We start from the raw sequence: 20,629 nt of genomic DNA, 5'->3' as shown, positions 1-20,629 counted from the left end.
CCCCGATTTGACGTCCGTGCCCACCAGCGGTTGAATGCCTGAAAACAATCAGGAGGACGCCATGGATGCCATTGTCTCGCAACCGAGTCTGACCGTCACAGGCTGGCTCGACCGGTTCGGTGCCGCGCTGGAACGCGGCGATGTCGCTGGAGCGGTCGCGCTGTTCGCGGCCGATTGCTACTGGCGCGACCTCGTCACCTTCACCTGGAACATCAAGACGGTCGAAGGTCGCGACCAGATCACCGACATGCTCTCGACAGTCCTCGCGGACATCGCACCGAGACATTTCATCATCGAGGGTGAGGCGAGCGAGGCGGGTGGCGTGACCGAAGGGTGGTTCACCTTCGAAACCGCCACCGCGCGCGGCCGCGGCCATATCCGCCTGCAAGCGGGTCTGTGCTGGACCCTGCTGACCACCATGACCGAACTCAAGGGGTTCGAGGAACCGCGCGGCGCCGCCCGCCCGATGGGGGCGGCGCACGGCGTCCAACCCGGCCGTAAATCATGGCTCGATGAACGTCATGACGAAGCCGCCAGCCTCGGCATCACCGAGCAGCCCTATTGCGTCATCATCGGCGGCGGTCAGGGCGGCATCGCGCTCGGTGCCAGGCTGCGCCGGCTCGGCGTGCCGACCATCATTCTCGAAAAAAACGAGCGCGCGGGCGATAGCTGGCGCAAGCGCTACAAATCGCTCTGCCTGCACGATCCGGTCTGGTACGATCATCTACCGTATCTGCCGTTTCCGGATCACTGGCCGGTGTTCTCGCCGAAGGACAAGATCGGTGATTGGCTGGAATCCTACGTCAAGATCATGGAGCTGAATTACTGGACCCATACCGAGGCACAATCGGCCCGATACGACGATGCGGCGGGCACCTGGGTGATCGAGGTTCTGCGCAACGGCGTGCCGATCACGCTGCGGCCGCAGCATCTGGTCCTGGCCACCGGCGTGTCCGGCTTTCCCAACGTGCCCAGCTATCCGGGCCACGAAACCTTCCTGGGCGAGCAGCACCACTCCAGCCGCCACCCCGGCGGCGAGGCCTATGCCGGCAAGCGCGCCGTGGTGATCGGGTCGAACAATTCCGCGCATGATATCTGCGCCGGGCTGTGGGAGCACGGCGCGGACGTGACCATGGTGCAACGATCCTCCACCCATATCGCGCGGTCCGACACATTGATGGATCTCGCCCTGGGCGGGCTCTATTCCGAACAGGCGCTGGCCAACGGCATCACCACCGACAAGGCCGACCTGATCTTCGCCTCGATCCCGTACCGGATCATGGCCGAGTTCCAAAAGCCGGTTTACGCCGAGATGAAGCGCCGCGACGCCGATTTCTATGCCAGGCTCGAACAGGCCGGCTTCATGCTCGATTTCGGCGATGACGGTTCGGGCCTGTTCATGAAATACCTCCGCCGCGGCTCGGGCTATTACATCGATGTCGGCGCGTCCGACCTGGTCGCGAACGGCAGCATCAAGCTGAAATCGGGCGTCAGCGTCACGGCCATCAAGCCACACGCCGTCGTCCTCAGCGATGGCTCGGAACTGCCCGCCGATCTGATCGTCTACGCCACCGGCTATGGTTCGATGAACGGCTGGGCCGCGAAACTGATCAGCCAGGAGGTGGCCGACAAGGTCGGCAAATGCTGGGGCTTCGGCTCGGACACCACCAAGGACCCTGGCCCGTTCGAGGGCGAGCTGCGCAACATGTGGAAGCCCACCCAGCAGGACGGGCTATGGTTCCACGGCGGCAATCTGCACCAGTCGCGGCACTATTCCCTCTATCTGGCGCTGCAACTCAAGGCCCGGATGGCAGGCATCGCCGGCGCGGTTTACGGCCGGCAGGCGGTGCATCACCGCGCGTAGCAGCGCAGGGCGTTGGTCGCGAACACCGGCTCCGCCGCCGCGGGCATGACATCGCGCACCAGCGCCTGGGCGGCGGCGAGCCAGGGCTGGTAATCGGCGGCAAGGCGCAGCACCGGCCAGTCGCTGCCCCACATCACGCGCGCCGCGCCAAACCACTCCAGCACGCAGCGCGCCGCCGGCGCGACCGCGGCGAACGCCGGCGCCGGCCCGGCCTCGGTGATCAGGCCCGAGAGTTTGCAGCTGATATCGGTCTCCCCGGCAATGCGACGCATCCCGTCCGACCACGCCGTCACGTCATCCGAGGCGATGTCCGGCTTCGCCGCATGATCGATCACCATCGCGAGCTGGGGATGGCGTCGCGCCAGGGTGAGGCAATGCGGCAGATGGCGCGGGCGGATCAACAGATCGAGCACTAGCCCGCACGCCGCCATCGCGTCCAGCCCGCGCGCCACGTCAGGCCGCAGAATCCAAGCGGCATCGGCCATGTCCTGCAACATCGGCCGCAACCCGACCAGATCGGGCGCGCGGGCCAGCGCCTCGATCCGGCGGACCGCGTCAGGTGCTGCCAGATCGGTCCATCCCACCACGCCGTGCACGAAGCCGCCGGCGTGCTGCGCGACGTCGAGCAGATAATCCGTCTCCGCCGCGGTCGGTGCCGCCTGCACCAGCACCACGCGATCGACGCCGCTGGCAGCGGACCGCGCATCCGCGATGGTGAAATCACGGCAGATCGGCAGATCCGGCGTCAGCCAGCCGTAATCCCCCCGCCCGACCTGCCAGACATGCAGATGGGAATCGACGATCATAGCCCGGTCAGCGCGCGGTCCAGATGCACATAACCGCCATCCACATGGTGGAACTGCCCGGTGATGTGGCGCGCCGCATCCGACAGCAGAAACACCACGCTCGCGGCGATCTCGGCCGGTGTGGTCATCCGTGCCCCAAGCGGGATCATCCTTGTGATCGCCGCGCGCCGCGCCGCCGGATCGGGCATGCTTGCCAGCCACTGCCGATACATCGGCGTGTCGACCTCGGCCGGCACGACGGCATTGACCCGCACCCCGGCTCCGGCGAGTTCGGCCGCCCATTCCCGCGTCAGGCCCAGCTGCCCGGCCTTGGCGGCGGCATAGCCGGAGGCGCCGCCCTGACCGGTGAGCGCCACTTTCGAGGCGATATTGACCACCGCCCCCCGGCGCGCCCGCAGATGCGCCGCGCACAGATGCATCATGGTGTAATAGGGCACCAGGTTGCGTTCGAGCGAGGCGCGGAACGCCGCGACCCCGGCATCGAGCCCCGCGCCGTCGTTCACCCCGGCGTTATTGACCAGCCCATCGATCCGGCCGTGGGTCTCGATCACGTCGCTCACCGCCGCGGCACATTCAGCCGGATCACCAAGGTCGAGCGCATAGGCCTCGCCCGCAACCGGCCGCGCCGCGCGATCGAGCACGATCGGCACGGCATGTTCCGCGCGCAGCGCGGCAACGATCGCCTCACCGATGCCGGCGGCCCCGCCGGTCACCAGAATGACCCTTCCGGTCAGACCCATCTCCATCACGGCGCTCCGGTGAAGGCGTAATCGCGCAGCGATTGCGGCTTGATCGCAATCGAGTAGCCCGGCGCCCGCGGCGGCATATAGGCCGCATCGCGAACGACGCAGGGATCGATGAAATGCTCATGCAGATGATCGACATATTCGACCACGCGGTCGTCCATCGTGCCGGAAATCGCCAGGTAATCGATCATCGCCAGATGCTGCACATATTCGCACAGCCCCACCCCGCCGGCGTGGGGCCAGACCGGCAGCCGGTATTTCGCGGCCATCAACAAGACCGCCAGCACCTCGTTCAACCCGCCCAGCCGGCACGCATCGATCTGCACCACATCGATCGCGCCGCGCATGATGAACTGCTTGAACATCACCCGGTTCTGGCACATCTCGCCGGTCGCGACCCGGATCGGTGCCACCGCCGCGCGGATCGCCCGATGCCCCTCGACATCGTCAGGGCTGGTCGGCTCCTCGATGAACCACGGATCGGCAAAGGCCAGCCGGCCGACCCAGTCGATCGCTTCATCCACCTCCCAGACCTGATTGGCATCGATCATGAACCGGCACGCGGGGCCGGCGATCTCGCGCGCAATCCGTAACCGGCGGATATCATCCTCGACCGATTGGCCCACCTTGAACTTGATGTAGCGAAACCCCTGATCGACCGCCTCGCGCACCAACCGGCGCAGTTTATCATCGTCATACCCGAGCCACCCGGCCGAGGTGGTGTAGCACGGATACCCTTTCGCCAGCAGCGTCTGCATCCGCGCGTCCTTGCCGGCCGCCGCGTCGCGCAGCAGCGCCAGCGCTTCCTCTGGCGTGATGCAATCGGTGATGTAGCGAAAATCGATCGCGCGGACCAACGCCTCCGGGCTCATCTCGCCCACCAATTGCCAGACCGGCTTGCCTTCAGCCTTCGCCCATAAATCCCACACCGCATTGACGACGGCGGCGGTCCCGAGGTGGATCGCCCCCTTGTCCGGCCCGATCCAGCGCAGCTGGGAATCACCCGTCACATGCCGCCAGAACCGCCCGGAATTGTCGGTGATCCAATCAAGCTCCAACCCCACCACCAGCGGTGCGATCGCGCGGATCGCCGCAACCGCAATCTCGGTTCCCCGTCCGATGGTGAAGGTCAAGCCATGCCCGTCCAGCCCGTCCTGATCGGTATGCAAAATGACATAGGCGGCGGAATAATCCGGGTCCGGGTTCATCGCGTCGGACCCGTCCTTCAGCCGTGAGGTCGGAAACCGCAGATCGAACGTCTCAAACCCGGTAATCCGCACCTGCGTCATCTCCCCGTTTCATCGTTCGATCGCGGTACACTGGATCAATGGCCGGACCAATGATATGGCGTTATCAAATGCATCAGGGTCGCGCAAGCGGACCGCGAAGGAGTCCTCACCCATCATGGCACTGGCGCCCATCCGCAACCGCCGCCTGTACCGGCAGATCGCGGACCAGATCAGCGACCTGATCGCCGCCGGCACCTATCCGCCGGGCAGCTATCTGCCCGCCGAGCGCGACCTGTCGGCGAGCCTCGGCGTCAGCCGCTCCTCGGTGCGCGAGGCGCTGATCGCGCTCGAGGTGATCGGCCTGGTCGATGTCCGCGTGGGCGATGGCGTACAGGTATGCGCCCTGCCGCCGGAACCCATCGCGTCACCCGCCCGCGCCTCGCTGATGCAGCAGGCGATGCGCCTGACCAAACCAGGCCCCGATCCCGAATTGCCGGTGGCGCTCGACCTCGATATCGAAATCCCGCCCTTCGCTTTGTTGCAGGCACGGCGCGTGATCGAGCCCGAATCCGCCGCCCTGGCCGCACGGCGCGCGACCGAGGCCGATATCGCCGCGATCGAGGCCGCCTTCGCCGCCGATGCCGCCGAGACCCGCGCCCGTTCGACCACCCACCCCGGCGACCGGATGTTTCACATCCGCATCGCCCAGGCGAGCGGCAATGCGGCGTTCGAGCAATTCACCATCATCCTGCTCGGCCACGCCTATGGCGGCATGTTCCGTCGCCTGCAGTCGCTCTACACCACGACGGATATGGCGTCCCGCTCGCAGATCCAGCACGCCGCCATTCTCGATGCCATCCGCGCCGGCGCCGAGGCGCGCGCCCATGCTGCCATGGCCGCCCATCTCGATATGGTGATCGATGTTTTCATGCGCGACTGAGGTTATCGCGCGCTGACCCGCGCGGCGCCGCTTGTCAGACGCGGCGCTTGTTGGTACGCGGCATTATTGGTCCGACCTTTAGGCCAATAAATCAGGCCGGTGCGGCGGTCGCCGCCGTCGGCCAGGGGGAAACGAACATGCGGACATCATCCGCACCGCCGCACCGCCCGCCTGCGCGAGCAGGTCGATGAGCGCATCCGGGACCGCATCGAGCACCGCGGCGCTCGAAGTGTCCGGCATCGAAAAACGCTTCGGCGCGGTCGAAGTTTTGCGCGGCGTTTCGATGCAGGTCGCACCCGGCGAGGTGCTCGGCGTGGTGGGCGACAATGGCGCCGGCAAATCCACCCTGATGAAAGTGATCTCGGGCGTCCATCGGGCCGATGCCGGCCGCATCCGCCTCGCCGGCCACGATGTCGCGTTTCGCACGCCGCGCGATGCGCGCGACGCCGGAATCGAAACGATCTACCAGGATCTCGCGCTTGCCGACCATCTCGATGTCGGCGCCAACATCTTTCTCGGCCGCGAACCGATCCGCCGGTTCGCCGGGCTGATCCCGATGCTCGACGAACGCAAAATCCACGGCGAGGTCGCTGCCCTGCTCGGAAGGATCGAAAGCCACATCCCCGATCCCTCCGCCCGGGTGCTCGATCTTTCGGGCGGCCAGCGCCAGGCCGTCGCGATCGCCCGGGCGCTGTATTGGAAAGCCAAAATCGTCATCATGGACGAACCGACCGCGGCCCTCGCGGTGATGGAGACGGAAAACGTCCTGAAAATGGCCCGCCAGCTCGCCGCCGAGGGCATCGGCGTGCTGTTCATCGGCCATAATCTGGTCGAAATCCTGAAAATCTGCGACCGCGTGATGGTGATGTATCGCGGCCGCAAAGTGTTCGACGTGCGTTGCGCCGATACTTCGCAGACCGAACTGATCCGCTACATGACCGGCTACGCCGATGCTGAAACCAATAAAACCGAAGGGGAGTACCAATAATGTCAAGAATTACACTGTTGCTCGCAGGTGCCGCACTGCTTGCCGTCCCGCTGCAGGCGATGGCGAAAGACGCCACCGTCGCCGCACTCGCCACCCCGGCAAAACCGGCGAAGGCCTATCATTTCGAACTGATCACCAAATCGAACGCCTCGCCCTATTGGCTCGCGGTGCGGTCCGGCGCCGATGCGGCCGCCAAAAAATACGGTGCGACCGTCAGCTTCGAGGCACCCGCAAGCGGCCTCGATCTCGCCGGGCAGATCGGCATGGTCAACAACGCGGTCACCGCCGGCACCGATGGCCTGATCCTCGCCGCGCAAAACCCGCAGGCCCTGCTCAAACCGGTGAAATCAGCACTCGCCGCCCATATCCCGGTCGTCACGGTCGATTCCGGCCTGTCGCCCAACATCGCCGACACGTTCCTCGCGACCTCGAACATCGGTGCGGCAGCCGCGCTCGCCAAATACACCGCCGCACACCTGATGCACGGCAAGGGCCAATACGCAATCGTCGATTTCAACCACACCGCCTCGACCGGCATCGCCCGCCCGAAGGGCTTCATGCAGGGCATGAAAGCCTATACCGGCATCAAGCGGATGGGGCCGATCCAGTATTCACAAAACGACGTCAGCACCGGCCTGCGCATCGCGACGACCATGCTGACCCAGTATCCCAAGCTCGACGTGATTTTCGGTGCGAACGACCGCGCGGCGCTCGGCCCGGCCGAGGCGGTGCAGCGGGCGCATTCCAAGGTCAAGGTGGTCGGGTTCGACGCCGATCTGGGCGAGATCGCCTATGTCAAATCCGGCATCATCCAGGCCTCCATCCTGCAATCGCCCTACGACATGGGCTATTACGCTGTGGTCGCCCTGCTCGACAAAATCGCGGGCAAAACCCTGCCGAAGCGCATCAGCACGCCCTATTTCCTGCTGACACCGGCGAACCTCGGCTCCACCAAAGCGACCGCCGCAATCCGCCAGTACGCGCCCGACTACAAGCCGGCCGGCTGATCGCGGAAATGGACCAGAGCGTCGCGCCCAAGCCCGAAATCGAGACCGTGCCGCGCGGGCGCGCCGCCCTGCGCTTCGTGCGGCAACTGGCCTTCGCACTGATCAGCATTGTTGTGCTGATCATCATTTTCGGGATCCTGAACCCGCGCTTCCTCAGCGCGATCAACTGGTTCCACATCACCCAGCAGGTCGCCGTCATCGCGATTCTCGCAATCGGGCAGACCTTCATCATCGCAACCGCCGGCATCGACATCTCGCAGGGCTCGGTGGTGGCGTTATCCTCGATGATCTGCGCGATCATCCTGGTCGATACCCATCTGGGAATGATCGCGGCGGTGGCGCTGACCCTGCTGCTCGGTGCGGTGGTCGGTGCCATTGTGGGCGGCTCGATCGTGGTGCTCGGCGTGCCGCCGTTCATCGCGACCCTGGGCATGCTTGCCATTGCGATGGGGGCTGCCCTGCTCACCACCAACGGCACCCCGGTGTTCGGCCTGCCGAATGGTTTCCAGGCGATTTCGCAAGGCACCATCCTCGGGGTCCCGAACATGGGCTGGATCGCGATCGTGATCGCCCTGATCGCGGCCACCCTCGCGATCGGCAGCAACGCCGAGGCCGCACGGCGGGTGGGGATCAACGTACCGCGTCACCTGCTGATGATCTATATGCTCGGCGGCATCATCTCCGCGCTCGCCGGCATCGTCTACCTGTCCTACACCGCGGCGGCCCAGCCGACCTCAGGTGGCAATTATGAACTCTACGCCATCGCCGCCGTGGTGATCGGCGGCGGCTCCCTGTTCGGCGGCGTCGGCACCATTCTCGGCAGCGTGCTGGGCGCCCTGCTGATGACCATCCTGAAAAACGGCACCCAACTCGCCGGCATTTCCTCCTACGTGGAACAGGTCATCCTCGGCATCGTGGTCGTCGGCGCTGTCTACGTCGATAATTTGCGGCGACGGCTACGTTAGTCAGCACGACCCAGCCTCGGCGCATCCGGCTTATCAACCGTTGAAATCACTGAAAAAACTAGCTTAGGGAATATCCGCCATTAAATCACACCCATGTCATCGGGCTTTAGGGCATCAAGATTGGCGGGGTTTGGGAATGGGTTTGGGAGTTGGTTTCCCGGAGTGTGGCGCGCGGGGACGGATGGCTTCGTCGCGCGCGCGCCTTGTGATGACCGGGCGACGAGCGGTGGATGGGGGCGGTTATTCGTGCGCGAGCGCGTCGATGCGGGCCTGGGCGGTGATCAGGCGGTCCGAGGCGTTGCGCCAGGCAGTGGGGTCGGCTTCGTCGACTTCGCGGTATTCGGTTTCGGCGGCGGTGAGTTGTTCCGCGGCGGTGTCACGGTTGATGTCCGCGAGTTTCATGATTTCGTCGGCGAGGACCGTGCAGCGGGTTTCGGTGATTTCCGCGAAGCCGCCGGAGACAAAGAAGCGGTCGATGATTTCATCGTCCTCGTAGATGTCGATCATGCCGCCGCGCAGGGAGGTGATGAGTTTGGCGTGTTCGGGCAGGATGCCGAGGTCGCCTTCGGTGCCGGGGATGACGACCATGGAAACCTGCCGCGCGAGCAGCAGGCGTTCCGGGCTGATGATTTCGAGCGCGAGGGTCATTGGTTCAGACGGTGGCGTTGAGGGATTCGGCTTTTTTCACCGCGTCCTCGATGGTGCCGACCATGTAGAAGGCGGATTCCGGCAGATGATCGTATTCGCCGGCGCAGATGGCCTTGAAGCTGCGGACGGTGTCTTCGACGGCGACGAACAGGCCGGGCGAGCCGGTGAAAACCTCGGCGACGTGGAAGGGCTGCGAGAGGAAGCGTTCGATCTTGCGGGCGCGGGCGACGGTGAGTTTGTCGTCCTCCGAAAGCTCGTCCATGCCGAGAATCGCGATGATGTCCTGGAGGGATTTGTAGCTTTGCAGGATGCGCTGGACTTCGCGGGCGGTGTTGTAGTGTTCCTCGCCGACGATGCGCGGATCGAGCGCGCGGGAGGTGGAGTCGAGCGGGTCGACCGCCGGGTAGATGCCTTTTTCGGAGATCGCGCGGTTGAGCGTGGTGGTGGCATCGAGATGGGCGAAGGAGGCGGCGGGGGCGGGGTCGGTGAGGTCGTCGGCGGGGACGTAGATCGCCTGGACCGAGGTGATCGAGCCTTTTTTGGTCGAGGTGATGCGTTCCTGGAGCGCGCCCATGTCGGTTGCGAGTGTCGGTTGATAGCCGACGGCCGACGGGATGCGGCCGAGCAGGGCGGAGACTTCGGCGCCGGCTTGGGTGAAGCGGAAGATGTTATCGACGAAGAACAGCACGTCCTGGCCTTCCTCATCGCGGAAGTATTCGGCCATGGTGAGGCCGGACAGGCCGACGCGCATGCGGGCGCCGGGCGGCTCGTTCATCTGGCCGTAGACCAGAGCGACTTTGGAGCCTTCGGTGGTGTCGTCGCCGAGTTTGATGACGCCGGCATCGATCATTTCATGGTAGAGATCGTTGCCTTCGCGGGTGCGCTCGCCGACGCCGGCGAACACCGAGACGCCGCCGTGGCCCTTGGCGATGTTGTTGATCAGTTCCTGGATCAGAACGGTTTTGCCCACGCCGGCGCCGCCGAACAGGCCGATCTTGCCGCCCTTGAGGTAGGGAGCGAGCAGGTCGATGACCTTGATGCCGGTGACCAGGATTTCCGAGGAGGTGGCCTGATCCTGGAAGCTGGGGGCGTCGCGATGGATCGGCATGGTGGTTTTCGCACCGATCGGGCCGCGTTCGTCGATCGCTTCGCCGATCACGTTGAGGATGCGGCCGAGCACTTCCGGGCCGACCGGGACCGATATGGCGGCACCGGTGTCGGACACTTCGGCGCCGCGGGCGAGGCCATCGGTGCTGTCCATCGCGATGCAGCGGACGGTGCGTTCGCCGATTTCCTGGGCGACTTCGAGCACCAGGCGGCGGTCGCCGACCTTGGTTTCGAGCGCGTTGAGGATGAAGGGGAGGTCGCCTTCGAACTGAACGTCGATCACGGGGCCCATGATCTGGGTGATGCGGCCGGTGTTGTTGCTTGCCATGATATTGTTTTCCTAACTCGGTCTCACAGCGCTTCGGCGCCGGAGATGATCTCGATCAATTCGCGGGTGATGTTGGCCTGACGGGTGCGGTTGTAGTTCATGGTCAGGCGGTTGATCATGTCGCCGGCGTTGCGGCTCGCGCCATCCATCGCGGTCATCTGGCTCGCGTAGAAGCCGGCGCTGCTTTCGAGCAGGGCGCGGTAGATCTGGATGGCGAGGTTGCGCGGCAGCAGGCGGTCGAGCAGGGAGCCGTCATCGGGTTCGATTTCGTAGTCGGCCGTGCCGGATTGTTCGGGTTTTTCGTTGTCGTTCGCGGGGCCGCCGGCGGCCGGGATGAGGGGGGTTTCGGCGACGGTCTGGACCATGACCGAGACGAATTTGTTGAACATCAATGTGCAGACGTCGAATTGGCCGTCATTGAAGGCAGCGATGATGCGATCGGCGATCGCTTCGGCGTCCTTAAATTCGACGGTTTTGCGGCCGACGAAATTGACGTCGCCCATCATGATGTCCGCCATGTCGCGGCGGAAGGAGTCGCGGCCCTTGCGGCCGACCGCGAAGAGTTGGACGGATTTGCCCTCGGCTTGCAGGGCGCGGACGCGGGCTTTGGCGGCGCGGCTGATCGAGGCGTTGAACGGGCCGGCGAGGCCGCGATCGGCGGTGACGGCGACGATCAGGTGGCGCTTGTCCGCCCCGGTGCCGACCAGGAGTTTCGGCGCGTTGGGATTGCTGGCGGCACCCTGGGCGAGGGCCGCCATCATTGACGCCATGCGGGTGGCATAGGGTTGCGCGGCCTCGGCCTGGCTCTGGGCGCGGCGCAGCTTGGCGGCCGCGACCATTTTCATCGCCTTGGTGATCTTTTGCGTCGATTTGACGCTGGAGATACGGTTGCGGAGGGATTTCAGGCTGGGCATCGGTTGGGTCCGCCGATCACGCGAAGCTGTTGGCGAAGGATTTGATGAAGTCGATCAGTTTCGCTTCGGTGTCCTTTTTGATTTCACGGTCGTTGCGGATTGCGTCCATGATTTCGGGCGACTGGGCTTTCAGCTCGGAGAGGAGTTGGGCTTCGAAATCGCCGATCCGGTCGATTGCGATGGCATCGAGATAGCCGCGGGTGCCGACGAAGATCGAGACGACCTGCTCTTCGACCGGCAGTGGCTTGTACTGCGGCTGCTTGAGCAATTCGGTGAGGCGCGCACCGCGGGCGAGGAGTTTTTGGGTCGAGGCGTCGAGATCGGAGGCGAACTGGGCGAAGGCGGCCATTTCGCGGTACTGCGCGAGCTCGAGTTTGATCTTGCCGGCGACCTGTTTCATCGCTTTGATTTGCGCGGCGGAGCCGACGCGCGAGACCGAGGCGCCGACGTTGACGGCGGGGCGGATGCCTTTGAAGAACAATTCGGTTTCGAGGAAGATCTGGCCATCGGTGATCGAGATCACGTTGGTCGGGATGTAGCCGCCGATGTCGCCGGCCTGGGTTTCGATCACCGGCAGGGCGGTGAGGCTGCCGCCGCCGAATTCATCGGACATTTTCGCGGCGCGTTCGAGCAGGCGCGAGTGGACGTAGAACACGTCGCCCGGATAGGCTTCGCGGCCGGGCGGGCGGCGGAGCAGGAGCGACATCTGGCGGTAGGCGACGGCTTGTTTGGAGAGATCGTCGTACACGATCAGGGCGTGCATCGAATTGTCGCGGAAGTATTCGCCCATCGCGCAGCCGGTGTAGGGGGCGAGGAATTGCATCGGCGCCGGTTCGGAGGCGGTGGCGGCGACCACGATGGAGTACTCCATCGCGCCGTTTTCCTCGAGGGTGCGGACCAATTGGGCGACGGTGGAGCGTTTCTGGCCGATCGCGACGTAGATGCAATAGAGCTTCTTGTTTTCGTCGTCCTGGGCGTTGAGCGGCTTCTGGTTCAGGATGGTGTCGATGATGACGGCGGTCTTGCCGGTCTGGCGGTCGCCGATGATCAGTTCGCGCTGGCCGCGGCCGATCGGCACCAGGGCATCGATCGATTTGATGCCGGTCTGCATCGGTTCGAACACCGACTGGCGGGGCATGATGCCGGGGGCCTTGACCTCGACCATGCGGCGTTCGGTGGACTCGATCGGGCCTTTGCCGTCGATCGGGTTGCCGAGGGCATCGACGACGCGGCCGAGCAGCCCCTTGCCGACCGGGACATCGACGATCTTGCCGGTGCGGGTGACGGTGTCGCCCTCGCGGATGGCGCGGTCTTCGCCGAAGATGACGATGCCGACATTGTCGTTTTCGAGGTTGAGCGCCATGCCCTTGACGCCGGCGCTCGGGAAATCGACCAGTTCGCCGGCCATGACGTTGGCGAGGCCGAACACGCGGGCGATGCCGTCACCGACGGAGAGGACCTGACCGGTTTCGGCCACGTCGGTTTCGGTGTCGAAACTCGCGATCTGTTTTTTGAGGATTTCGGAGATTTCGGCGGGACGGATGTCCATGTCAGGCGGCTCCCTTCATTACAAAGCGCAGCCGTTGCAGGCGCGATTTCAAGCTGGTGTCGTAGAGTTTCGAACCGATCTTCACAACCAGGCCGCCGAGGAGGCTGGGGTCGACCGATTCGCTTATGGTGACGCGGCCATAGCCGGCTTCCGCGAGGCGGGCGGCGAGTTGGGCGCGCTGGGTATCGGTGAGGGGATGCGCGGAGGCGACCTCGGCGGTGATGATGCCGCGTTTTGCCGCGACATAGGCAGCGAATCCGCTGATCAGCTCCGGCAGGTCGCGCAGGCGGCGGTTCATGATGGCGGTGCCGATGAAATGGCGCACGAGGTCGGAGAAGCCCTGGCCGGCCAGCACGGCTTCCATCGCGCGCGCGCCTTCGGCGGCATCGATCGAGCGGCTGGCGATGAGCTGGCGGAGTGGGGCGGAATCGTCGATCAGGGTGCCGAGGGCGGAGATTTCGCTGACGGTCTGGTCGAGCTGCTTGCGCTCATCCGCGAGGTCGTAGAGCGCGCGGGCGTAGCGGGCGGACAGACCGGAGGCGCGGTCGGCGGGCGATGATGCGGCAATGGTGGACGACACAAGTTGGACCCTGCTCTCGGTTCATTCTGACGTTTCAACCCCGGAAGGACGTCTTGCGATGATCGTGCAATCACCATGGGCGCGTCTGTCCGTTCACTCCTTCGAGCGATGCGCGCCACTAGCATAGGCATCCTGTCCGCGCAACGCATTCGAGGTCAGGAATGAGATGGGAGATCACAGGAACGAGATGGGATCGATGTCGATATCGATGCGGGCGGCGCGGGGCAGGGTGGCGCGGGCGAGCCAGGCGCGGATGATCGGTTGCAGGGCGGTGGTGCGGGGGGCGCGCAGCAGCAGGCGGCGGCGGTGGCGGCCGCGCAGCATGGCGAAGGGCGCGGGGGCGGGGCCGAGAACGATGACATCGTCGGTGGGGGCGGTGCGGGCGAGGGCGTTGGCGGCGGCATCGGCGATTTCGGCCTGATCGGCGCTGATGATCACGCCGGCGAGGCGGCCGAACGGCGGCCAGTGGCCGGGTTCGCGCAAGCTGGCTTCGGCGGCGCGGAAGCCCGCGAGATCGCCCGAGCAGAGTGCGCGCATCACCGGATGATCCGGCGCGAAGCTTTGCAGGATGACGCGGCCGGGCAAGGCAGCACGCCCGGCGCGGCCGGCGACCTGGTGGAGCAGCTGGGCGCTGCGTTCGCCGGCCCGCAGATCGCCGCCGCCGAGGCCGAGATCGGCATCGACCACGCCGACCAGGGTGAGGTCGGGGAAATGCCAGGCCTTGGCGATCATTTGGGTGCCGATGATGATGTCGACATCGTGCGCGATGATGGCGCGGGTGGCGGCGGCGGCTTGTTCGGGCGTGGTGATGACGTCGCTCGCCATGACGATGCGGCGGGCATCGGGGAAGAGTTCGGCGACTTCCTCGGCGATGCGTTCGACGCCCGGGCCGATCGGGACGAAGCTGTGTTCGGCGCTGCAGGACGGGCAGAGGATGGGCTGGCGCTCGGTGTGGCCGCAATGGTGGCAGAGCAGGCTGATGCGGGCGCGGTGTTCGACCAGCCAGGCGGTGCAGTTGGGGCAGGTGACGCGGTGGCCGCAGGCGCGGCAGAGGGTGAGCGGGGCGTAGCCGCGGCGGTTGAGGAACAGCATCGACTGGCCGCCGGCGGCGAGCGTGGCGGTGAGGGCTTCGATCAATACCGGGGAGAGGAATTTGCCGCGCGGCGGCGGGGCGAGGCGGAGATCGAGGGTTTCGATGCTCGGCATCGCGGCACCGCCGTGGCGGGCGGTGAGGGTGATGTGGCGGTAGCGCCCGGCCTCGGCATTGATCGCGGATTCCAGGCTCGGCGTGGCGGATGCGAGGATGCAGCCGGCGGCGGCGAGGCGGGCGCGGACCACCGCCATGTCGCGCGCGTGGTAGATGACGCCGTCTTCCTGTTTGTAGGCGGCTTCGTGCTCTTCATCGACGATGATCGCGCCGAGATCGGTGAAGGGCAGAAACAGGGCGGAGCGCGCGCCGAGCACGAGCTGGGCGGTGCCGTTGGCGATGGCGTGCCAGTTGGCGCGGCGTGTCGCGGGCGAGAGGCCGGAATGCCAGAGGGTGGGGGCGGCGCCGAAGCGCGGAAGCGCGCGGCGAGGCGGGCGGTGAACTGGGTGGAGAGCGCGATTTCGGGCAGCAGGACCAAGGCCTGGCGGCCCTGGCGCAGGGCTTGCGCGACGGCTTCGCAATAGATTTCGGTCTTGCCTGAGCCGGTGACGCCTTCGAGCAAGGTGACGCTGAACACCTGGGCTTCGATGCTGGCGCGGATGGCTGCTGCGGCGGCGGCTTGTTCGGGCGAGAAGGTGGGGGGTGCGGCATCCGGATCGAGCCGCGGGGCGCCGCGGTCGCGCCGGATTTGGATGAGCAGCCCGGCATCGGCCATGGCGCGCACGATGGCGGGCGAGACGCCGGCGGCGGCGGCGAGGGCGGCGGTGTCCGGCCGGTCGAGCGTGGCGAGGGCATCGAGCACGGTTTGGCGGCGGGGGCTGGTTGCGGTGGTGGGGGGGGTCGCGGCCCAGCCGAAGCGGTCGGGCGGGCGGTCGAGCAGGTTGGATTTCAGGGCGAGGGCCAGCACCTCGCCGCGCGGGGCCATGGTGTAATTGGCGACCCAATCGATGAAGCGGCGCAGGGTTGCCGGCAGGGTTGGTGCGTCGATGATGGCCGCGATGGGTTTCAGGCGGTGGTCCGGCATGGCGGCGTCGGGCGGATCGTCCCACACCACGCCGGGCACCATGCGCTTGCCGAGCGGGACGGTGACGATGGTGCCTTGTGGCAAGGTGCCGGGCGTTGTGACGAGAGCGTCGGGCAGGATATAGTCGAACGCGCGGTCGAACGGGTAGGGCAGCAGCACCGCAACGCAGGTCGCGGTCATTGCGCTGGCTCAGACGTTGAAGCGGAACAGCAGGACATCGCCGTCCTGGACGGTGTAGTTGCGGCCTTCGATGCGCAGCTTGCCGGTATCGCGGGCACCGGCTTCGCCCTTGTTGGCGATGTAGTCATCGTACGCGATGGTTTCGCAGGCGATGAAGCCGCGTTCGAAATCGCCGTGGATCACGCCGGCGGCGGCGGGGGCGAGCATGCCGCGCGTGATGGTCCAGGCGCGGGTTTCCTTGGGGCCGACGGTGAAATAGGTGATCAGTCCCAACAGCTCGTAGCCGGCGCGGATCACGCGGTCGAGCCCGGAATCGGACAGGCCGAGGCCTTCGAGGAATTCGGCGCGTTCGTCGAGCGGGAGCTGGGCGACCTCGGCCTCGATCGCGGCGGAGACGACGACGGATCGTGCCCCCTGGGCGGCGGCCATGGCGGCGACGCGGGCGGATTGGGCGTTGCCGGTGGCCGCCGAGGCTTCCTCGACATTGCAGACGAACAGGACCGGCTTGGCGGTGAGCAGGTTGAGGCGCTTGACCGCTTCCTCCTCGCCCTTGGGGATGGCGGTGCGGGCGGGTTTGCCGGCTTCGAGCGCGGCGAGGATGGGTTCGACCAGAGCGAGCTCGGCGGCGGCGATGCGGTCGTTGCCGCGGGCTTTTTTCTGCAGGTTGGGGACGCGCTTGAGCAGGCTGTCCAGATCGGCGAGCATCAGCTCGGTCTCGACGGTTTCGGCATCGCGCAGCGGGTCGATACTGCCTTCGACATGGGTGACATCGTCATCGACGAAGCAGCGCAGCACATGGATGATGGCATCGACCTCGCGGATGTTGGCGAGGAACTGGTTGCCGAGACCTTCCCCTTTGGCCGCACCGCGGACCAGGCCGGCGATGTCGACGAATTCGAGGCTGGTCGGGACGATTTTCACCGATTTGCCGATTTTCGCCAGGGCGTCGAGCCTGGGATCGGGCACGGCGACGCGGCCGACGTTGGGCTCGATGGTGCAGAACGGATAGTTCGCCGCCTGCGCCGCGACGGTGGCGGTGAGCGCGTTGAACAGAGTGGATTTGCCGACGTTGGGGAGGCCGACGATGCCGCAGTTGAAGCCCATGGTTTTGCCTAGTGGTTGGGTGAGGAAGAAGACTTCTTTTTTGGAAAAAAGAAGCAAAAAACTTTTATTTGCTGGGCAGGAGGCACGGTGCCGTCAGGGGCAACGCACCGGGGGTCAGAAAGTTTTTTGGTTCTTTTTTTCAAAAAAGAACCCTTACCCTACCCCCTTCGTCTCCAGCGCCACCCTGGTCATGAACTCCTCTGGCTTGCCCTGCGCCAGCAGCGGCGCTGCATCCGACACCGATTCCAGCGTCGGGATCAACCAATCCTCGTCGCCCTTGGCGAAATTGCCCAGCACCCAGCCGTGGACGCGGGCTTTGTCACCCGGGTGGCCGATGCCGAGGCGGACGCGCCAGTACTCCGGCGAGGCGAGATGCTGGTCCATGCTGCGCAGCCCGTTGTGGCCGGCGGCACCGCCGCCGTGCTTGACCCGGATTTTGCCGGGAGCGAGGTCGAGCTCGTCGTGGAAAACGGTGATGGCGGCGGGTTCGAGCTTGTAGAAGGCGGCGGCCGGCTGCACCGAGAGGCCGGAATCGTTCATGTAGGTCAATGGTTTGAGGGCGACGATTTTTTCGGTACCGATCGTGCCCTCGGCCACCAGACCGGAAAATCGCCGCCGCCAGGGGGTGAACCCGTGGCGGTCGGCGATGATGTCGATCGCCATGAAGCCGATGTTGTGCCGGTGCCGCGCCATTCCCGGTTCGGGATTGCCGAGGCCGACCCACAGCTTCACGGCGGGTTACTTCTTGGCGGCGGGCTTGGCGGCGGCCTTGGCAGGAGCGGCCTTCGCGGCCGGTGCTGCGGCCTTGGCCGGACCACCCTTGCCACCCTTGGCCGGTGCGGCCGCCGGTGCGGCACCCGGCTCGGGCGCTGCTTCGGCGATGACCGTGGGGGCGGCGACCGTCGCGACCACGAAATCGCGGTCGATGATGGTCGGGCGGGTCTTTTCGGTGCCCTTCAGATCGTGCCAGCGGATGTTGTCGTTGATGTCGAGCGGGCCGAGATCGGCTTCGAAATGATCGGGGATCGTATCCGGATCGCACCAGACTTCGACCGAGTGGCGCACCACGTTCAGCACGCCGCCGCGCTTCATGCCGACCGAGAGCAATTCGTTCATGAAATTGACCGCAACCGCGACGCGGACCGGCTCACCGACGGCGAGGCGCTGGAAATCGATGTGTTCGGGCTGGTCGGTCACCGGGTGGAACTGCACGTCGCGCATCAGGGCGCGCGTCTTGCCGGTGGCGGTTTCGATTTCGTACAGGCGCGAACGCCAGCCGCCGCGCTTGAGTTCGCGCATCACCACGCGCGGGTCGATTGCGATCAGGCTCGGGTCCTGCTTTGCGCCATAGATTACGCCGGGCACCATGCCGGCTCGCCGTGTCGCACGCGCCACCCCCTTGCCGGCCCGCGCGCGATCCTCGGCCGCAATAGTCTCGAAATTGGCCATGTGTCGCTCCTTTAACCAATGAAAAAAGGTCGGCCTCCAGGGGTGCCGACTGGGGCGGGCAGTAGCGGATTGGGGGGGGTTAGGCAAGCGGCGGCGGGGTAGCGGGCGGGCGTTATTGATCCGCGTGGGGGTGCGGGGTGGAAACGGCCGGTGACGGGGCGCATGGAAACTGTTAGATTTTCGGTAACGTTGGGGGGTGTGCATGATTTCATACGGTCCGTTTGGTGATCCGGTCCGGGCGAAAATCGGGCTGAACCGTTTGATCGGTCACAAGCTTGGCGTCACGCGTGCGGCGAACATGGGGATCATGTGGCGAGACGGGGATCAGTGCCAGTTCCTCCAGCCATGTCTGCCGTATCCGAACGGGTATTCGGAACTGATGGTCGTGACGGCGGATCATGTGAAGAAGCCGGCGCCGAAGCTCGATGATGTATCGGCTGGTAAAATGGCTTGGGAGGTGGCGAATGACGTGGCGGATGCGGCGTTCGTTTATCTTTCGTACGCTGCCGCGACCGCAGCGATCAGCGTTGCCGCCGCCGCTGCTGCGGATGCCACTTTGACGGCCGGTGTTATTTTCATGGCGGCGTTCACGGGCGTTGAAGCTGTGGATGGGGTGACTCTTCTGCTGGCCGATGGAACGATGACAGTTTTGGACGCGATTGATAAGGCCACCGGAACGGATTACGCCCGGTCCCTGAAATCGAGCAAAATCTACAATTTCATTGAGACTTGGGGGCCGATTATCGCATTGCCGGCGGTTGCGCACGATATATTCCTGGCATCCAGTATTCCGCGCGATGTGCGTCTTTTGACTGAATTACGGGCCCAGATGCTGACGCGCGCGAGAGCGGTGCTGCGGGAAATGAGGGCGACGGAGGCGTTCATCGGCGCCGAGGGCGATCTGGCGGCACGCGATTCATACGAGTTCCTCAAGGAGAGCGTTCATGAGTTGCGGGAAAATCTGGTGGATATCAAGCGCGATCTAAAGCTACTGACGCGTGTTGGATTACCGGCTGATGCGATCGGTCTGATCAACGATGAAGTTAATTGGCACGATATTCGCGATGGTGCGATGGCGGATTTGACCAGCATGGATGTTTCGATACGGAGCGGTTTCACCGGCATCGATGCTGCGGCGGGACGATGGGCGCATAGTGCAGGGGCGTGGTTAGGGGCCGGCACGGCCCGCGCCGCTTCTCATATGCCGCGGCAGGTTGGGTCGAGTTACCAAGCTGCCCGGTTCGGTGGTATTCATAATAGTCCGGGCGAGGCCAAATTGAAGATTAAGAGCATGTTTCCGATCACGCTGCATCTGATTGGCGGAACCCATGCCAAGCGGGTAAAGGGCAAGAAATGAAAAACTTTCGATTCGAAGCAAGGGTACGTGATGATGATCGTTTTGCTGAGGGGAAGCGTTTCGGGTTTTATTTGATTTGTGCGATGAATTCTTATGCTTTTGCACTCATTACTGCTGGAGTTTTGATATTTCGTAGAAGTATAGGCTTTGATATAAATTTAATGGTGGCAGTGGTTATAAGTTTCGGCGTTGTCTTTTCGTTTTTTATGTATTTTGGCGTCATAAGAAAGCGAATGATCGTTATTCCCATTCTCAGGGTGTGGACGATCTGCTTTCTTATGTTGCAATGTTTGGTCTTTGTGGTCGCACTTGCGGTCTGGTTGCATTACGGGGTGCACAATCCGGCGCTTGCAGCGGCAGACAGCGCGCTGGCGGCGGGACTTTCGTTGATCGGCCTGTTTTTCGGAGTGTTCGGTCTGGTGCGTGGCATGAGGCATCGGTGGTTCGAGGCTGTGCTGCTGCCGCGGTAGCGGGGCGGCTTCATGGGCATTGCGGCTACTGCGGGACGATGGGCGCATCGTGCAGCGCATGGTTAAAGGGGCGGTACGGCCCGCGCCGCTTTTCATGCTCTGAGGCAAGTTGGGTCGAGTTACCAAGCTGCCCGGTTCGGTGGCATTCATGATAGTCCCGGCGAGGCCAAATTGAAGATTAGGAGCATGTTTCCGATCACGCTGCATCTGATTGGCGGAACTCATGC

At 64.8% G+C, this 20,629-nt stretch carries 18 protein-coding genes and 1 pseudogene; 7 read left to right on the top strand and 12 right to left on the bottom strand.

Annotated features, from left to right (window positions below):
• The first annotated feature begins 61 nt into the window (after positions 1–61).
• Positions 62–1,864: an NAD(P)/FAD-dependent oxidoreductase gene (locus tag B7X49_RS06920; RefSeq protein ID WP_286702718.1), complete on the top strand. Its 1,803-nt coding sequence runs from the start codon at positions 62–64 to the stop codon at positions 1,862–1,864.
• Here B7X49_RS06920 and B7X49_RS06915 read toward each other — a convergent pair.
• The 3 genes from B7X49_RS06915 to B7X49_RS06905 are packed head-to-tail and all read right to left on the bottom strand — an operon-like array spanning position 1,852 to position 4,705.
• Positions 1,852–2,670 (bottom strand): amidohydrolase, encoded by an 819-nt coding sequence (locus B7X49_RS06915; RefSeq protein ID WP_286702719.1) that lies wholly within the window; start codon positions 2,668–2,670, stop codon positions 1,852–1,854. The genes B7X49_RS06920 and B7X49_RS06915 overlap by 13 nt on opposite strands.
• Positions 2,667–3,416: an SDR family oxidoreductase gene (locus B7X49_RS06910; protein WP_286702720.1), complete on the bottom strand. Its 750-nt coding sequence runs from the start codon at positions 3,414–3,416 to the stop codon at positions 2,667–2,669. The genes B7X49_RS06915 and B7X49_RS06910 overlap by 4 nt, the downstream gene beginning before the upstream one ends.
• On the bottom strand, positions 3,416–4,705 hold the full coding sequence (locus B7X49_RS06905) for an L-fuconate dehydratase (RefSeq protein ID WP_286702721.1): 1,290 nt from the start codon (positions 4,703–4,705) through the stop codon (positions 3,416–3,418). Before B7X49_RS06905 ends, B7X49_RS06910 begins: the two co-directional genes overlap by 1 nt.
• A gap of 115 nt (positions 4,706–4,820) precedes the next feature.
• On the opposite strand from B7X49_RS06905, the gene B7X49_RS06900 reads away from it, so the two are divergent.
• The 4 genes from B7X49_RS06900 to B7X49_RS06885 all read left to right on the top strand — a co-directional run bounded on the left by B7X49_RS06900 (position 4,821) and on the right by B7X49_RS06885 (position 8,545).
• On the top strand, positions 4,821–5,585 hold the full coding sequence (locus tag B7X49_RS06900) for a FadR/GntR family transcriptional regulator (protein WP_286702722.1): 765 nt from the start codon (positions 4,821–4,823) through the stop codon (positions 5,583–5,585).
• A 187-nt stretch (positions 5,586–5,772) separates the two neighbouring features.
• A complete protein-coding gene (locus B7X49_RS06895; protein WP_286702723.1) occupies positions 5,773–6,573 on the top strand; it encodes an ATP-binding cassette domain-containing protein in 801 nt (266 codons plus the stop codon).
• On the top strand, positions 6,573–7,580 hold the full coding sequence (locus B7X49_RS06890) for a substrate-binding domain-containing protein (protein WP_286702724.1): 1,008 nt from the start codon (positions 6,573–6,575) through the stop codon (positions 7,578–7,580). Before B7X49_RS06895 ends, B7X49_RS06890 begins: the two co-directional genes overlap by 1 nt.
• Before the next feature lie 8 nt (positions 7,581–7,588).
• Positions 7,589–8,545 carry an ABC transporter permease gene (locus B7X49_RS06885; RefSeq protein ID WP_286838767.1) on the top strand — a complete coding sequence of 319 codons (957 nt, stop codon included), beginning with the start codon at positions 7,589–7,591 and terminating at the stop codon, positions 8,543–8,545.
• A gap of 240 nt (positions 8,546–8,785) precedes the next feature.
• Here the strand turns inward: B7X49_RS06885 and atpC are convergent, their stop codons facing one another.
• The 9 genes and pseudogenes from atpC to B7X49_RS06840 all read right to left on the bottom strand — a co-directional run bounded on the left by atpC (position 8,786) and on the right by B7X49_RS06840 (position 18,575).
• Positions 8,786–9,193 (bottom strand): ATP synthase F1 subunit epsilon, encoded by a 408-nt coding sequence (gene atpC, locus B7X49_RS06880; protein WP_286702726.1) that lies wholly within the window; start codon positions 9,191–9,193, stop codon positions 8,786–8,788.
• Positions 9,194–9,197: 4 nt separating this feature from the next.
• Positions 9,198–10,628 (bottom strand): F0F1 ATP synthase subunit beta, encoded by a 1,431-nt coding sequence (gene atpD, locus B7X49_RS06875; protein WP_286702727.1) that lies wholly within the window; start codon positions 10,626–10,628, stop codon positions 9,198–9,200.
• 23 nt (positions 10,629–10,651) lie between these two features.
• Complete coding sequence (locus B7X49_RS06870) at positions 10,652–11,542, bottom strand: F0F1 ATP synthase subunit gamma (RefSeq protein ID WP_286702728.1); 891 nt, start codon at positions 11,540–11,542, stop codon at positions 10,652–10,654.
• A 16-nt stretch (positions 11,543–11,558) separates the two neighbouring features.
• Positions 11,559–13,091 carry a F0F1 ATP synthase subunit alpha gene (gene atpA / locus B7X49_RS06865; RefSeq protein WP_286702729.1) on the bottom strand — a complete coding sequence of 511 codons (1,533 nt, stop codon included), beginning with the start codon at positions 13,089–13,091 and terminating at the stop codon, positions 11,559–11,561.
• 1 nt (position 13,092) lies between these two features.
• A complete protein-coding gene (locus tag B7X49_RS06860) occupies positions 13,093–13,671 on the bottom strand; it encodes a F0F1 ATP synthase subunit delta (protein WP_286702730.1) in 579 nt (192 codons plus the stop codon).
• A 174-nt stretch (positions 13,672–13,845) separates the two neighbouring features.
• Positions 13,846–16,022, bottom strand: a pseudogene (locus B7X49_RS06855) (primosomal protein N').
• A 9-nt stretch (positions 16,023–16,031) separates the two neighbouring features.
• Positions 16,032–17,126, bottom strand: coding sequence for a redox-regulated ATPase YchF (gene ychF, locus B7X49_RS06850; RefSeq protein ID WP_286702732.1), 1,095 nt, complete (start codon positions 17,124–17,126; stop codon positions 16,032–16,034).
• Positions 17,127–17,279: 153 nt separating this feature from the next.
• Positions 17,280–17,858: an aminoacyl-tRNA hydrolase gene (gene pth, locus B7X49_RS06845; protein WP_029312856.1), complete on the bottom strand. Its 579-nt coding sequence runs from the start codon at positions 17,856–17,858 to the stop codon at positions 17,280–17,282.
• Positions 17,859–17,864: 6 nt separating this feature from the next.
• Entirely contained in the window at positions 17,865–18,575 is a 711-nt protein-coding gene (locus tag B7X49_RS06840) for a 50S ribosomal protein L25/general stress protein Ctc (RefSeq protein WP_029312855.1), read from the bottom strand.
• Between the two features lie 202 nt (positions 18,576–18,777).
• Here B7X49_RS06840 and B7X49_RS06835 point away from each other — a divergent pair, with 202 nt between their 5' ends.
• Both B7X49_RS06835 and B7X49_RS06830 read left to right on the top strand, forming a co-directional pair.
• Positions 18,778–19,932 (top strand): hypothetical protein, encoded by a 1,155-nt coding sequence (locus B7X49_RS06835; protein WP_286702733.1) that lies wholly within the window; start codon positions 18,778–18,780, stop codon positions 19,930–19,932.
• Positions 19,929–20,402, top strand: coding sequence for a hypothetical protein (locus B7X49_RS06830; protein ID WP_286702734.1), 474 nt, complete (start codon positions 19,929–19,931; stop codon positions 20,400–20,402). Before B7X49_RS06835 ends, B7X49_RS06830 begins: the two co-directional genes overlap by 4 nt.
• The last annotated feature ends 227 nt before the right edge of the window (positions 20,403–20,629 follow it).

Source organism: Acidiphilium sp. 34-64-41 (assembly GCF_002282635.1).
GTDB lineage: Bacteria > Pseudomonadota > Alphaproteobacteria > Acetobacterales > Acetobacteraceae > Acidiphilium > Acidiphilium rubrum.
Note: the sequence above shows the minus strand (reverse complement) of the source record. Positions and strands in the feature narration are given on the sequence as shown.